Here is a 13,549-nt window from a genome sequence, read left to right as displayed (position 1 = left end):
TCCTAACGAGGAGTCAGAACCCGCAGGTCATGAAAAAGTTTCGGCGACGGCGAGAAAGCCATGCGGGCGCGAACGGATGCGAGATCCGTTCACGCCGCAGCCGCTCAGCGCTGGACCCGCACCAGGGCCGCTTCGACGCCCAGTTGGGCCAGGCGTGATTTCACGCCTTCGGCTTCCTGCTGGCTGTCGTACGGACCGCTGCGCACGCGGTACACAGGACGGCCATTCTGCTCACGTTCGGTGATGCGCGTGGAGATGCCCGAAAAAGACAGCTTGGCTTTCTGGGATTCCGCTTCCTGGTTGGAGCGGAATGCCCCGGCCTGCACGAAGTAGCTGTAGGCCGCGGCCGAGGCGTCGGGAGCCGAGGTGGCGCCGCCTGCACGCGACATGGCCAACTGGCCCAGTGGATCGTTGCCGCCCACGGTCGCCGGCGGACGCACGGGTTGCGGGGTCTGGGCCTGGCCGCCGGCCACGGCGGGCGGCAGGTTGGAGGCGGCCGGCGGTTGTGCGGTGGCCGGCGCCACATCGGGGGTCGCAGGGGCGGGCTGGCGTCCGTACAGCGGCGAGTTGGGATCCCAGTTGGGGGTGTTGGCCGTGCTGCCCGCGCTCGACGACGGCGAGGGCGTGACGGGGGTGATCGCCGTGGAGCTTGCCGGCGTGTCGGCCGCAGCCGGTCCACGCTTGAGGAAAGGCACGGGCACCTTGGTCACATAGACGGCAACGGCCAGGGCGACGCCGAGGCCGAACACCAGGCCCAGGATCAGTCCGAGCACAGTGCCGCCCAACTGGTGAAGGCGACGGCCGGGGCGCGGGGAAGTGGGGATACGAACCATGTCTGGGAAAAACTCCTTGGGGTTACATTTTCTGCGGCGCGCTCACGCCCAGAACGGCCAGGCCATTGTGCAGGACCTGCGCGGTGGCCGCCACCAGCGCCAGCCGTGCCTGCTTGACGGCTTCGTCGTCGACCAGGATGCGCTCGGCGTCATAGTAGCTGTGATAGGCGGCGGCGAGTTCACGCAGGTAGAACGTCACGTCGTGCGGGGCGAAATCCTGGGCGGCCGAAGACAGCATGTCCGGGTACTTGGCCAGTTGCAGCATCAGCGCCTGGGCCTGCGGGCTCTGCAGGGCGGAGAGGTCGGCCTGTTCCAGGGTCGCCACGTCGCCGCCCCAGGCGGCCAGCACCGAGCGGATGCGCGCATGCGCATACTGCACGTAGTAGACCGGGTTGTCGTTGTTCTGGGCCAGCGCCAAGTCGATGTCGAAGATGTATTCGGTATCGGGCTTGCGCGAGAGCAGGAAAAAACGCACTGCGTCCTTGCTGGTCCATTCGATGAGGTCGCGCAGCGTGACGTAGCTGCCGGCGCGCTTGGAGATCTTGACCTCCTCGCCGCCGCGCATCACGCGCACCATGGTGTGGAGCACGTAGTCGGGGTAGCCCTGGGGGATGCCGACGTCGGCCGCCTGCAGGCCGGCACGCACGCGGGCGATGGTGCCGTGGTGGTCGGTGCCCTGGATGTTGACGACCTTGCTGTAGCCGCGTTCCCACTTGGCGATGTGATAGGCCACGTCGGGCACGAAGTAGGTGTAGGTGCCGTCCTGCTTGCGCATGACGCGATCCTTGTCGTCGCCGTAGTCGGTGGTCTTGAGCCACAGCGCACCGTCTTTTTCGTAGGTGTGGCCGTTGGCGATCAAGCGGTCGACCGTGCGCTGCACGCGGCCGCTGGTGTAGAGGCTGGACTCGAGGTAGTACTCGTCGAACTTCACCGCGAAGGCCTGAAGGTCGAGATCCTGCTCGCGGCGCAGGTAGGCGACGGCGAACTGGCGGATGGATTCGGTGTCGTCGACATCGCCGCTGGCCGTGTCGCTGCGGTCGTCGGCCTGCACGGTGGCGCCGGCCAGGAACTCGCGTGCGATGTCCTGGATGTAGTCGCCGTTGTAGAAGCCCTTGCTGGCCGGATTCTCGGGGTCGATGGGCCAGCAGTCGTCGCCGGGCTTGTGGCCCTGGGCGCGCAGCCGGGTGCTGTGGGTGAGCGTCTGGATCTGCACGCCCGCATCGTTGTAATAGAACTCGCGGTGGACTTTCCAGCCTTGCGTTCCGTACAGGTTGCAGATGGCGTCGCCCAGCGCGGCCTGGCGGCCGTGGCCCACGTGCAGGGGGCCGGTGGGGTTGGCCGAGACGAACTCGACCAGGACCTGCTGTCCGTTGGCGGCCTGGCTGCCGAAGGCATGGCCCGCGGCCAGCACTTCGCGCACCACTTGCTGCTTGGCGTCGGGCTTGAGGCGGATGTTGATGAAGCCGGGGCCGGCGATGTCGAGGCCGTCGGTCCAGCGCACGAAGGCGGCGTCCTGCTGCAGCCGCTCGACCAGGGCCTGGGCCAGTTGGCGGGGGTTCTGCTTGAGCGGCTTGGCCAGTTGCATGGCGGCCGTGCAGGCCCAGTCGCCATGCGCGGCGACCTTGGGCGATTCGAAGACGGCTTTGTCGCCGGAGCCCGGCGACAGGTGCTCCAGCGCTTGGGCCAGGGCGGACAGGAGTTCTTGTTTGACGGAAAGCATAGTCGGGCGATTCTACGAGGTGTGCATGGCAAGTGGCCGCGCTCGCAGCAGCGGCGGGCCCGGCCGGACGATCAGTGCCACCAGCCGCGGGCGTAGAACACGGCCACGATGGCGATCACGGGAATGGCGTGGGCCTGCATCATGATGAGTTTGCGGGTGCGCAGGATGGCATCGGCCGGCGGCAGGGCGCCGGTGGCGCGGTAACTGCGCCGCCACGACAGAATCGTCAGCGTGGGCTTGATCGAGACCAGCGCGAGCACGATGAACAGCGTGAGCTTGAGGTGCAGCAAGGGGCCGCCCCAGTACCAGCCCATGCCCTTCATGCCCCACACCGTGCGGGCCAGGCCGGTGGCCAGCACGGCCACCGCCGAGATGCCGTAGATCATGTCCACGCGCGCCAGGCGCTCGAGCAGCGGGCCGTTGAACCATTCGGGCCGGCACAGGGCGGCCGCGCTGGAGACAAAGACCACCAGGGTGAGGATGGCCGTGATGTGCAGGGCGGCCAGCAGGGTTTCGAGTGTCATGGTCGGGGGCAGGGAGTCGTCGGGGGGAGGCGCCGGTCGGGTCCAGGCAGGGCATGGACGGCTTGCCAGGCTGACCGCATTGTCGCGCGGGCCGGCCGCGACGGGGGGCATGACGGCGTTCGGGCCATGATCGAGATTCATTTGGTTACAAAAAAGACGGCCCAAAGGATGTCCTTTTGGCAGGGTTCAAACGACATAGATCACGTAAGCCGCCGTAGCAGGCATCCTCGGCCCCGGCCGGACGGCGTCTGCGCGATTCTTCTTTTTTGACCTCGAGCTTCGATCATGACTCTGAACCTGTCCAAATCCGTTGTCGCGCTGGGCGCCTGCCTGTCGCTGGCCTTGCTTGCAGGCTGTGCCGCCCCTTCCTCCGGCTCCGCCGACACGGCTCAGGCCCCATCGGCCGCAGCGCCGGCCGCCGTGCAGCGCCAGGATGTCGCCGTCGGCCTGTACGAAATCGCGGCCGCCAGCCCCTCGGCCCTGTTCGTGGCCGCCACGCCGTCGTTCGAGAAGACGCAGGGCGGTCTGCTCTACCAGGTCGACCCGGCCACGCTGCAGGTGGCGCGTACGCTCAAGCTCGATCGCCGCGCGTTTGCCCTGGGCTACAACCGCAAGACCGGCCTGCTGTACGTCGGCAACACGCTGGACGGCTCGCTGACCGTCGTCGAAGCCGCCAGCGGCACCGTCAAGGGCGTCGTGCAGGTGGGCCAGCCCGATGCCAAGGGTGAAGCGCCGCATACCCGCAAGGTCATCGTCGACGAAGCCGGCAACCGCATTTTCGTGACCAGCCCCGAGCAGGAGGGCAAGGTCTGGATCGTCGACGGCGCCACCGGCCGCGTGACCAAGACCTTCGAGGCCGTGGGCAAGTGGTCGACCGGCGCTGCCTACGACGCGGCTGCCAAGCGACTGTACGTGGGCCATGGCGGCCGCAACCAGATCGTGGTGATCGACGTCGACGCCCAGACGATCGTGCAGCGCCTGGACGTGCCCGACGGCCAGGAACACTACTTCATCAACCTGGCGCTCGACAACCAGGGACAGCGCATCTTTGCCGCCGATGCCCAGCAGAACGCGCTGCTGGTGATCGATCCCCGCAACGGCCAGGTGCTCAAGCGCGTGGACACCGGCCTGGGCACGCTGGATGTGCTGTTCAATGCCGCGCGCCAGGAGGTGTATGTCACCAACCGCGGCGTCTCGCGCGAGCAGCCGGTGGGCAGCGGCAAGCTGACGGTGATCGATGCAGTCACCTATGCCGTCAAGCGCACCGTCGATCTGCCGGTGCACCCCAACAGCCTGGCCTTGTCGGCCGACGGCCAGACGCTGTACGTCACGGTGAAGGCGCCCCATGGCGACAAGCACCCGGCCTACCGCAAGGGCGCGCTCGACAGCGTGGTGCGCATTCCGCTCGGCCGCTGAGCCGCTGAGCCCGGGAGCCGGCCTGCAGGCGCCGGACCGGGCCGGCTCGGCAGATCTGCCCGGCCGGACCTGGGCACCGGGCCCTCAGCGCCAGTAGCTGCTGGCGCCGTAGGTGCTCTTGAGGAACTCGATCCACAGGCGCAGGCGGACCGGAAGGTGCTTGCGCTGGGTGAAGACGGCATGAATGCCGTTGGGGGCGGCCGCATAGCCGTCGAGCACGCTGACCAGGCGGCCGCTGGCGATGTCGCCCGCGACCTCCCAGGTGCTGCGCCAGGCGATGCCGCGGCTTTCGAGGCACCAGGCGTGCAGCACCTGGCCGTCCGAACAGTCGAGCGGCCCGCTGGGCTTGATGTGCAGCAGTTCGCCGTCGACCTGGAAGGCCCAGCCGCGCGTTTGCGACGCCTCGCTCGACAGGGCCAGGCAGGCATGGCGGGTGAGATCGGATGGGCGTTGCGGTGTGCCGTGGCGCTGCAGGTAGGCCGGCGTGGCCACGCACAGGCGGCGGTTGTCGGCCAGCCGTACGCTCACCAGCGATGAATCGGGCAGGTCGCCCACGCGCACGGCGCAGTCGTAGCCTTCGGTCGCGATGTCGATCACCCGGTCGCTCAGGTTGAGCGAGAGGCTGACATCGGGATGGAGGTCGCAGAAGCGCGGCACCAGCGGCGCCACGTGCTGGCGGCCAAAGCCCGCCGGGGCGGTGATGCGCAGATGCCCGCTGGCCTGCACGCTGCCGGCGCTGACACTGGCTTCTGCATGGTCGATCTCGGCGAGCAGGCGCTGGCAATCTTCGACGAAGGCGCTGCCCTCGTGCGTCAGGGTGATGCGGCGGGTGGTCCGTACCAGCAGCTTGACGCCCAGGCGTGCCTCGAGCGCATCGAGCCGGCGGCCCACCACGGCCGGTGCCACGCCTTCGGCGCGGGCCGCTGCCGTCAGGCTGCCACGGGTGGCGACGGCCACCAGGGTTTCAAGCTGTTTGAGTTTGTCCATGTCGGGCCGCGGCGCGGCATGCGGTGTGAAGACCCGCCACGGTCAGCCTGCAGCGAGGGCCTTGGCCCGGCACAGATCGGCCCAGGCCTTGGCCTTCTGGTCGGCCTTGCCCAGCAGCAGGGAAGGCGGATAGCTGACCACTACCGGGATGCCGAAGGCCTCGAGGGCCTGGCCGCGCAGCCGGCCGGGTGCGACCGGCGTCTGCAGCAGGCTCTGCGTGGCGTAGCGGCTCATGAGCACGATCACACGCGGTTGCAGCAGCTCGACCAGCCGAGCCATCCAGGCGTGTCCCTGGCTGCCCGCCGCATCCTGCGTGGCATGGTGGGTGTAGGCCAGGAAGGCCCCGGCCTGGCGGCTGAGCCCGCAGGCGCGCAGCATGTTGTCGAGCAGTTGTTCGGCCGGTGCGGCGCGGCCGCCTGCAACCGGGGCCGCCACCGGCGCATCGCTGGGGGCATCCCCGATGAACAGCCAGCGGGCCTGGGCATCGCCGTGGCCCGACAGCACCCGGGTTTCGCCTTCGGGCAGCACGGCCTGGGCCAGACGGGCCTGGAAAGCGGGCCAATCCAGGTCGGCGAGCTCGGCCGGCACGGCGATCGGCGCCAGCCCCGTTGCCGGGATCGAGCTCGCGGCAGGGGCGGCGGGCCGGGTCGGTGCATGGCTATCGACCGCAGCCGCAGGCGTTTCAGCGCGCGCCGGCTGCGGCTTGCCGGGAACGGGCCGGGCCGCCGCTCGTGTGGCCGGATCGACGCTCGGCGACGCCGGAGGGTTGGCCGGCCCGGCGCCGGATGCCGGCCGTGTGCCGAGGCCGACATCGAGTCCCTGCCGGAGCGCGGGTGCGGCTTGCTGCGCCGTGTTGCCGGCCGCTGCCGCAGAGCTTGCAGGCGCCGCAGCCCGGGTAGCCGGGGTGGGGGCCGCATCGTCCAGCGGTGCCCAGGTGCGGATGCCCATCTCGGCCAGCATGGCGCGCTGGCGTGTGTCGAGGGCAAGGCTGGGGGCGGAAACAGGCATGAACGTGCAGTGAAATGAAGAGAAAACAAAAAACGGTTCGGCGACCGGGCCGGCGACCGCGCGCCGCGCACGGCGGGCGCCCGGTGCGACGATCGTCAGGCCGCGGGGAGCGCCGGGGTCTGCAGATCCAGGCTCATGACGATCGCGTCCTCGCGCTTGGTCCAGGACACCGGATAGTAACGCTTGCGTTCGCCGACGACCTGAAAACCGTAGCGTTCGTAGATGGCACGGGCCCGGTCGTTGCTCTGCCTGACTTCCAGCCAGAGTTGCTGTGCGCCTTCGCCGCGCGACCACAGGGCGAGCGCATCGAGCATGACCCGCGACCAGCCCTGGCCGCGCTGATCCGGTGCCACGGTGATGTTGAGCAGGTGCACTTCACCCACGCCTTTCATGGCGACGAAATAGCCCAGGATGCGTTCGCCGGCCATCAGCAGTTCGACCAGATAGCCGTTGTGAACCGAGTCGGCGAAGTTGCCGCGTGTCCAGGGATGGGTGTAGCTGGCGGTCTCGATGTCCATCAAGTCGCGCAGCCGGAGTTCATCGGCCGCATTGACGAGCACGAGCCGCTGCAGGCGGGCATCGTCGGGGCCTGGGCCTGGCTCTGGCGGCGTGGAGGGACTGACAACGGCATTCATGCGCAAGAAAGGGCTGCTGTGGAAGAACGGCTGGCCGGCGGCGCGGCGCCGGTGGGCTTATTGTGTCATTGCAACCCGCCGTTGGTGAAGAGGGCGCGAATGAAACCGGCCGGGGCCGGGCTAGCGTGGGGCTGCGGCGACGGCTGCGGCCTGGCGTTCCGCCAGGCGCTCGGCGGTGGTCTTGGCGACCTTGTCGCGTACGTAGCGAGGCATGGCCAGCGCCGGATCGACTGCGTCGCCGCGCTGCAGCAGTGCCGGGGCCAGCCGCAGCAAGGCGGTGGCCGTGGGCAGGCAGTGGACAAAAGGCAGCGCCCGGGTGGCGGCCGGCAGGCGCTCTCCGAACACGGCGCGTGCGTTGCCGGCGACCAGCGTGTCTGCCGGCAGATCCAGGGCTTCGGGGGCGGCCAGGCCGGCCTCGCCCCGTGCGGCAGGCAGCCCGGTCGACGGCGAGGACAAACCCGCCGGCCACTCGAAGACGCCCAGGTAGATTTCGTCCATGCGGGCATCCATGGCCGCCGCGACGCGGCTGCACGGGGACTCGCCCGGGTGGGACAGCGTGTACTGGTAACGGGCTTCCTCGGCCACGCACATCAGGGTATCGACGGGAATCACGCGCAGCCCGGCACCCAGTGCCAGGCCCTGAGCCACGGAGCAGGCCGTGCGCAAGCCGGTGAACGAGCCCGGCCCTGCGCCGAAGACGATGGCGTCGAGTTCATCCAGGCGCCAGCCGGCATCGGCCAGCAACTGCGAGATGGCGGGCAGCAGCGTGGCCGACGATTGCGCGCCGCCGGCGCCGCTGTAGTGGCCGAGGACGACCGGCGTGGGGCCGGCGGAGCCGGGGGCGGTGGCCATGGCACCCAGGGCCACGGACAGGGTATCGGTGCTGGTTTCCAGCGCGAGGAATTTCATGGTGTCGAGGGGACGGGCGGCCGAGCCGCGTGATCAAGCGCCGATTATCGCCCTCGCGCCAGTCCGGCCCTGCCGCGAGCAAAATGGCGGGCATGCCCTTTCTGCCCATGCAGGGCGCCCGCGCGGCGACCCGTTCATCGTCCTCCCGTTCCCTGGTCCTTTGCCTGGTGGCCGCTGCTGCCGGCTTCGCCGCCGCCGCGCGTGCGCAGGATGCCGTACCGCTGCCGGCTTCGCCTGCGTATCCCGCCGCTGCGCCGACGGCGGCCCCGGGGCCTGCCCGTGCGCCTGTGTTCGCACCGTCTTCCGCACTGCCGGCGGCCGTCGATGCCGCCTTGCGTGCCGCCAAGCTGCCGGCCTCGTCCGTCACCGCCCTGGTGGTCGACGCCGGCGCGCAGCAGGGCGCCCGGCTGGCCTGGCAGGCACAGGCGCTGGTCAATCCCGCTTCGATCATGAAACTGGTGACCACCTATGCCGCGCTCGAGAACCTCGGGCCGGCCTACACCTGGCAGACCCGGGTCTACCTGACCGGCCCCATCCGCAACGGCGTGCTCGAGGGCGACCTCGTGATCCAGGGCGGCGGCGATCCGGGGTTGGTGGTCGAGAAGCTCTGGCTGCTGATGCGGCGTGTGCAGGGCCTGGGCATCCGCACCATTGCCGGCAGCATCCTGCTCGATCGCGCCGCCTTCTCGTTGCCCGCCCACGACGCGGGTGCGTTCGACGGCGAACCGCTGCGGCCCTACAACGCCAGCCCCGACGCCTTGCTCGTCAACTTCAAGTCGCAGGTCTATACCTTCGTGCCGCAGCCTGCTGCACCCGGTGCGACGGCCTATGCCGCAGTGCACGCCGAGCCGCCGCTGGCCGGGGTCGAGGTGCCGGGCCTGGTGCCGCTGAGCAACGAGCCGTGCGGCGACTGGCGTGCGGCGCTGCAGGCGGATTTTTCCTCGCCTCAGGCGGTGCGCTGGAACGGCCGCTACCCCGCAGCCTGCGGCGAAAAGAGCTGGCCGCTGGCCTATGCCGATCCCGCCACCTTCACCGCCCGGGCCGTGCTCGGCCTGTGGCAAGGGCTGGGCGGCACGCTGCTGGGCGAGGTGCGCGACGGCCTGGCGCCGGCCGGCCTGGCACCGGTCTTCAGCCAGGGCTCGCAAAGCCTGGCCGAGACCATCCGCGACGTCAACAAGTTCAGCAACAACGTCATGGCGCAGCACGTGTTCCTGAGCCTCAGCCTGCCGCTGCCGACGCAGCCCGGTGCCGCCGCGCAGCCGCGTTTCGCCGCCAGTTACGATCTCTCGCGCCGTGCGCTGGCACGTTGGTGGCAGTTCCGTTTCCCCGGCTCCGAGGTGCCGGTGGCCGACAACGGTGCCGGGCTCAGCCGCGAAGCCCGGCTCAGCGCCGAAGGACTGGGCCGCATGCTGCAGGAAGCCTACCGCTCGCCGCTGCAGCCCGAGTTCATGGCGTCGCTGCCCATCGTCGGCGTCGACGGCACCCTGCGGCGCAACCGCAGCGGTGTCTCGGGCCACCTGAAGACGGGCACGCTGCGCGATGCCTCGGGCGTTGCCGGTTACGTGCTGGGCGACAGCGGCCGCACCTATGTGGTCATCATGATCGCCAACGACCCCAACGCCGCCGCCGTGCGGCCGGCCTACGACGCCCTGATGGCCTGGGCCGCGCGCGACGGCGGGCCCCAATGACGGCCAGCTCGCACGCAGGCCGTGCCGGGGCGGGCAGGGGACAAAACCGCAGGGGCCTCCAAGTCTTGCGATAATCCGGGTCCCGTGGTCTGCCACGGGCTTTTTTCCGCATCCGCCGGTCGTCCCCTTCGTTTTGCCGGACACCGGTGGCCTCGCCAGCCCACGCCCAGCGCCCCCTGCGCCCTCACCATGACCGCTGCCCTCCATACCTCTTCCCTGAAATCCTTGCCTTTGCTCGCACGCGGCAAGGTGCGCGACAACTACGCCGTGGGCGAGGACCGCATCCTCATGGTGGCCAGCGACCGCCTGTCCGCCTTCGACGTCATCATGGGCCAGCCCATCCCCGGCAAGGGTGAACTGCTCACGCAGATGGCGCTGTTCTGGTTTGCCCGCCTGGGCCATATCGTGCCCAACCACCTCACGGGCGAGGCGCCTGAAAGCGCCGTGTCGGCCGACGAGGCCGAACTGGTGCGCGGCCGCTCCATGCTGGTCAAGCGTCTCAAGCCCATTCCGGTCGAAGCCGTGGTGCGCGGATACCTGGCCGGTAGCGGCTGGTCCGAATACCAGCAAAGCCAATCCGTCTGCGGCGTGCCGCTGCCTGCCGGCCTGCGCAACGCCAGCCCGCTGCCCGAACCCATCTTCACCCCGGCCGCCAAGGCCGAGATGGGCGAACACGACGAAAACATCGACTTCGCACGCGTGGTCGAGATCGTCGGCCCCGAGCTCGCCGCACAGATCCGCGACATCAGCATCGCGATCTACAAGGAAGCCGCCGCCTTCGCGCGCACCAAGGGCATCATCATTGCCGACACCAAGTTCGAGTTCGGCCTGGATGCCGACGGCACGCTGGTGCTGATGGATGAAGTGCTGACCCCCGATTCCTCGCGCTACTGGCCCATCGAAGGCTACGACGAGGCTTTCCGCACCGGCGCCAATCCGCCCAGCTACGACAAGCAGTTCGTGCGCGACTGGCTCGAATCCGTGCGCATCGACGGCCAGCCCTGGCCCAAGACCGCGCCGGCTCCCGAACTGCCGGCCGAAGTCATCGGCAATACCGCCGCCAAGTACCAGGAAGCGTTGACCCGTCTCACGGCCTGAGCGGTTCGGCCTTTCACCCGCCCATCCTGCGCAAGCGCGTGACGGCCGGTCCCCGCAAGCAGCCGGCCGTCCGCCACCGGCCGCCTCGTCGTCTGCTGGGCGCGGGCTGGCATACCCGCCGCCAGGGCGATCCCTGGACGGCCATGGCGGGGCTGGCTTCGCTCACCGCCGCGCTGCAGTCCCTGGGGCCGCTGCGGGTCGTCGTGCTGCGCCAGGCCCTGGCACGGCCCAGACGCGATGAACGCCGCGCCCTGCGGCTGACGGCTTCCTTTGCGCTGGTGCGCGAGATCGAACTCCATGTCGGCGGAGTCGCCCTGGTGGCGGCCCGCTCGGTGCTCTCCGTCGGCGCCTCGCGCGGCGCATGGCGGGCGGTGCGCGGACTGGGCCACCGGTCGCTGGGCAGCCTGCTCTTTGCCGATCCGGCCGTGTCGCGTTCGGTCCTGGTTTTCGGACGGCCACCGGCGAGGACGGCCCGGCAGCGTCCTGACGCGTCCGGTCCCGGGTTCGGCAGCCGCCGGCAGCATCCCGCCCGGCGGTCGGTGTTTGTGCGCCAGGGGCAGGGCCTGCTGGTCATGGAGCGTTTTCTGCCCGCTTTGCTCGAGCAACTGGCGTCGGATCGCGCAGCGTCGGCCTCCCTGGCCCGTGCGTCGATGACGGCACCCGATTCGGCCCCGCGGCGCAAAAGGCCAGTGTCCTAGTCCACTAAAGGCTAGTTTTGCGGACGGGGTGCCATAATTTTGACGCCTGTTCCAGCCAGCCGCGCTTCTTTTCTCGTGTTCACACGCGAGCGCACAGCCAGCCTTGCGACATGCACCGACTATCCGGCCAAGCCAGCTCTATTGCCGACCCCCGCTGATTCGTTGTTCTTGTTCCAGCCACTCGCGCATTAATCCAGCCAGCCTTATTTTCTGCGGTCCTTCCGGCGCCTGTGCGCGTGGTGGGGCGGTGTCGACGGGTCTGCTGCTGCGCTGCGTTTTTAGGCGAGTCAGCACCGGCCCCCCGGTCCGCCCTCTGCGTGCAGAGCCGGGGATTGCACCCTGTGCGAGACAAAGAGACAAAAGGAACACGTCATGGAACACACCAAACGACAGCTCCGCCCGGCCCAGCCCGCCACCCCTGAAGATCCGGACCAGGGCAGCCACAGCGCCGAAGCCCTGCTGGCCGGCACCCTGGCCCTCATGACCGGCCACGCGCAGGCCGATGGCCGCCCGGCCGAACAGCAAATGATCGCCGCCAAGATCATCGACAACCTGCTGCGCCTGTCTGCCCACCCCACCTTGTCCACGCCTTTCTGCGCCATGGTGAACAAGCTTCAGCACGACTGGTTTGTGCTCATGGCCGAAGACCGCCCGGCGGTCGGACACGCCGGCGGCGAGCGTCAGCGCCCCGCCGTGCCCTGGGTGGATGCGCCGGATGCCTTGCAGTAGGCCTGCGGCGTGTGCTGCCTGTATCGGGCAGTCCTGAGAAAACAGCTGGTGCTCTCGCACAGGTACAGGCGCGGTGCCGTTCGAATCGTGCCTGTCCTCAACCGCCATGCGGTCGATGGGCTGCGATGTCGTCGAGCCGGGCGGTTCTGGACCGATCTGGGACAGGCGAGCATTTCAGCCCTCGAGCACCCCTGACATTCGCTGCCTCGATCTATCGGCTGTGTCGTTTCGGCAGCATCCCGTTGGTTACGTGTGGCCTGGAAGGATGAACTTCGTGGCCAACAGAGACAGGGCGCGAGCGTTCTTTTGACGCCGCTCGCTTCGACGACGAGCTCATGAGCGGCTATTTCGATGCCATGGCCCATTGTGCGGCGTGCGCCCTGGCGACGATCGATCTCGACCAGGCGTCACCGAGTCTCAAGGAGCGCCTCGCGGTCGAGGAAATGAGCAGGAAAAGGGCGGCAGCGGCTACGCTTGCGAGGGAGCACGGGTGTCCGCAATGACGCAGGTGGACGCGGAACGTCGAACCTAGCAACCTCAGGTTCATCAGATCGGTTGGGGATCGAAATATGACAGATGTCGTTTGTGTGCGAGTTCGCTTGAAAGAGGGCAGCCTTCCTCGGGCACGGGAGTGGGCTCGTGAAATCGCTGGTCGCGAATCAGAAGCGCTTGATACGCTTGCATCGGAAGGTGTGTCTATTGAGTCCGTGTTTCTAGACTCAAGCACCGAAGGAGATTTTTTGATCTACTACATGCGAGCCCGATCCATCGGGCAGGCGTCGAAAGTTGCAGCGACTTCTGTTGCTGCTATCGATCAGTTTCACCAAGCGTTCAAGCGCGAAGTTTGGGTCGATGTGCGCAAACTGGAGCTGTTACTGGATCTGCAGCAAAAGCAGACGTAACACCAGAGACAAGACAGGGACCGTTTTCGCAGATCGCGCGTTTGCCATGCATGTCCTTCATGAGCGCATGCTTGTACGTCCGATTCTGCGTGGGCAGGTCTTAACGTGCCGCATGCTGCATCGACCTATCCGCCGCTTAATAAAAAAGTCCGGACGGTTGAACACCGTTCCGGACCCTGATCTGGTGCCCTCAACAGGAATCGAACCTGTATCTAGCGCTTAGGAGGCACTCGTTCTATCCGTTGAACTATGAGGACGAAGCCCCGGATTGTAGATGAGATGAACGGCGCCGACCTGCAGACGCAGGAACGGGACGGCGCAGAAGCGTGCGGTCCGTGTTTACCCGGCTTGGTTTCTTTTGACAGCCTTTTGAAAGGTTCCGTTTTTTATCGTGATCGAGGG

13 protein-coding genes and 1 tRNA gene are annotated in these 13,549 nt (G+C 68.2%); 6 read left to right on the top strand and 8 right to left on the bottom strand.

Annotated elements, in window-relative coordinates; translation table 11 throughout:
• Positions 1-104 precede the first annotated feature (104 nt).
• The 3 genes from EC845_RS15225 to EC845_RS15215 all read right to left on the bottom strand — a co-directional run bounded on the left by EC845_RS15225 (position 105) and on the right by EC845_RS15215 (position 3,077).
• The gene (locus tag EC845_RS15225; protein WP_123298981.1) at positions 105-833 is read right to left on the bottom strand and encodes an SPOR domain-containing protein; all 729 of its coding nucleotides are present in this window, start codon (positions 831-833) and stop codon (positions 105-107) included.
• 22 nt (positions 834-855) lie between these two features.
• Positions 856-2,553, bottom strand: coding sequence for an arginine--tRNA ligase (gene argS / locus EC845_RS15220; RefSeq protein WP_123298980.1), 1,698 nt, complete (start codon positions 2,551-2,553; stop codon positions 856-858).
• Between the two features lie 71 nt (positions 2,554-2,624).
• Positions 2,625-3,077, bottom strand: a complete 453-nt coding sequence (locus EC845_RS15215) for a DUF2214 family protein (RefSeq protein ID WP_123299192.1) — start codon at positions 3,075-3,077, stop codon at positions 2,625-2,627.
• A gap of 285 nt (positions 3,078-3,362) precedes the next feature.
• Between EC845_RS15215 and EC845_RS15210 the strand changes: the two genes are divergently transcribed.
• On the top strand, positions 3,363-4,493 hold the full coding sequence (locus EC845_RS15210; protein WP_123298979.1) for a YncE family protein: 1,131 nt from the start codon (positions 3,363-3,365) through the stop codon (positions 4,491-4,493).
• A gap of 84 nt (positions 4,494-4,577) precedes the next feature.
• Here EC845_RS15210 and EC845_RS15205 read toward each other — a convergent pair whose 3' ends face one another.
• The 4 genes from EC845_RS15205 to tsaB all read right to left on the bottom strand — a co-directional run bounded on the left by EC845_RS15205 (position 4,578) and on the right by tsaB (position 8,032).
• Positions 4,578-5,480 carry a LysR family transcriptional regulator gene (locus EC845_RS15205; RefSeq protein ID WP_123298978.1) on the bottom strand — a complete coding sequence of 301 codons (903 nt, stop codon included), beginning with the start codon at positions 5,478-5,480 and terminating at the stop codon, positions 4,578-4,580.
• Between the two features lie 42 nt (positions 5,481-5,522).
• Complete coding sequence (locus EC845_RS15200) at positions 5,523-6,488, bottom strand: uracil-DNA glycosylase family protein (RefSeq protein ID WP_123298977.1); 966 nt, start codon at positions 6,486-6,488, stop codon at positions 5,523-5,525.
• Between the two features lie 95 nt (positions 6,489-6,583).
• Complete coding sequence (rimI, locus tag EC845_RS15195) at positions 6,584-7,123, bottom strand: ribosomal protein S18-alanine N-acetyltransferase (RefSeq protein WP_123298976.1); 540 nt, start codon at positions 7,121-7,123, stop codon at positions 6,584-6,586.
• Positions 7,124-7,243: 120 nt separating this feature from the next.
• The gene (gene tsaB / locus EC845_RS15190) at positions 7,244-8,032 is read right to left on the bottom strand and encodes a tRNA (adenosine(37)-N6)-threonylcarbamoyltransferase complex dimerization subunit type 1 TsaB (protein ID WP_123298975.1); all 789 of its coding nucleotides are present in this window, start codon (positions 8,030-8,032) and stop codon (positions 7,244-7,246) included.
• 92 nt (positions 8,033-8,124) lie between these two features.
• Between tsaB and dacB the strand changes: the two genes are divergently transcribed.
• The 5 genes from dacB to EC845_RS15165 all read left to right on the top strand — a co-directional run bounded on the left by dacB (position 8,125) and on the right by EC845_RS15165 (position 13,147).
• Positions 8,125-9,720 (top strand): D-alanyl-D-alanine carboxypeptidase/D-alanyl-D-alanine-endopeptidase, encoded by a 1,596-nt coding sequence (gene dacB, locus EC845_RS15185; RefSeq protein WP_233598100.1) that lies wholly within the window; start codon positions 8,125-8,127, stop codon positions 9,718-9,720.
• Between the two features lie 189 nt (positions 9,721-9,909).
• Positions 9,910-10,818 (top strand): phosphoribosylaminoimidazolesuccinocarboxamide synthase, encoded by a 909-nt coding sequence (locus tag EC845_RS15180; RefSeq protein ID WP_123298974.1) that lies wholly within the window; start codon positions 9,910-9,912, stop codon positions 10,816-10,818.
• Positions 10,819-10,856: 38 nt separating this feature from the next.
• Positions 10,857-11,516, top strand: coding sequence for a chorismate lyase (locus EC845_RS15175; RefSeq protein ID WP_123298973.1), 660 nt, complete (start codon positions 10,857-10,859; stop codon positions 11,514-11,516).
• A 372-nt stretch (positions 11,517-11,888) separates the two neighbouring features.
• Entirely contained in the window at positions 11,889-12,245 is a 357-nt protein-coding gene (locus EC845_RS15170; RefSeq protein WP_123298972.1) for a hypothetical protein, read from the top strand.
• A gap of 569 nt (positions 12,246-12,814) precedes the next feature.
• Positions 12,815-13,147 carry a DUF6176 family protein gene (locus EC845_RS15165; RefSeq protein WP_123298971.1) on the top strand — a complete coding sequence of 111 codons (333 nt, stop codon included), beginning with the start codon at positions 12,815-12,817 and terminating at the stop codon, positions 13,145-13,147.
• A 182-nt stretch (positions 13,148-13,329) separates the two neighbouring features.
• Here EC845_RS15165 and EC845_RS15160 read toward each other — a convergent pair.
• Positions 13,330-13,404 (bottom strand) — tRNA-Arg (locus tag EC845_RS15160).
• Positions 13,405-13,549: the final 145 nt, after the last annotated feature.

Origin of the sequence: Comamonas sp. BIGb0124, assembly GCF_003752175.1 — a bacterium.
Taxonomy (GTDB): domain Bacteria; phylum Pseudomonadota; class Gammaproteobacteria; order Burkholderiales; family Burkholderiaceae_C; genus Comamonas_F.
The sequence above is the reverse complement of the archived record's forward strand: the minus strand, read 5'-3'. Positions and strand labels throughout refer to the sequence as shown.

Excerpts from the sequence above, each read along its gene's own strand:
- EC845_RS15225 (WP_123298981.1), bottom strand. The coding sequence starts at position 833 with ATGGTTCGTATCCCCACTTCCCCGCGCCCCGGCCGTCGCCTTCACCAG.
- argS (WP_123298980.1), bottom strand. The coding sequence starts at position 2,553 with ATGCTTTCCGTCAAACAAGAACTCCTGTCCGCCCTGGCCCAAGCGCTG.
- EC845_RS15215 (WP_123299192.1), bottom strand. The coding sequence starts at position 3,077 with ATGACACTCGAAACCCTGCTGGCCGCCCTGCACATCACGGCCATCCTC.
- EC845_RS15210 (WP_123298979.1), top strand. The coding sequence starts at position 3,363 with ATGACTCTGAACCTGTCCAAATCCGTTGTCGCGCTGGGCGCCTGCCTG.
- EC845_RS15205 (WP_123298978.1), bottom strand. The coding sequence starts at position 5,480 with ATGGACAAACTCAAACAGCTTGAAACCCTGGTGGCCGTCGCCACCCGT.
- EC845_RS15200 (WP_123298977.1), bottom strand. The coding sequence starts at position 6,488 with ATGCCTGTTTCCGCCCCCAGCCTTGCCCTCGACACACGCCAGCGCGCC.
- rimI (WP_123298976.1), bottom strand. The coding sequence starts at position 7,123 with ATGAATGCCGTTGTCAGTCCCTCCACGCCGCCAGAGCCAGGCCCAGGC.
- tsaB (WP_123298975.1), bottom strand. The coding sequence starts at position 8,032 with ATGAAATTCCTCGCGCTGGAAACCAGCACCGATACCCTGTCCGTGGCC.
- dacB (WP_233598100.1), top strand. The coding sequence starts at position 8,125 with ATGCCCTTTCTGCCCATGCAGGGCGCCCGCGCGGCGACCCGTTCATCG.
- EC845_RS15180 (WP_123298974.1), top strand. The coding sequence starts at position 9,910 with ATGACCGCTGCCCTCCATACCTCTTCCCTGAAATCCTTGCCTTTGCTC.
- EC845_RS15170 (WP_123298972.1), top strand. The coding sequence starts at position 11,889 with ATGGAACACACCAAACGACAGCTCCGCCCGGCCCAGCCCGCCACCCCT.
- EC845_RS15165 (WP_123298971.1), top strand. The coding sequence starts at position 12,815 with ATGACAGATGTCGTTTGTGTGCGAGTTCGCTTGAAAGAGGGCAGCCTT.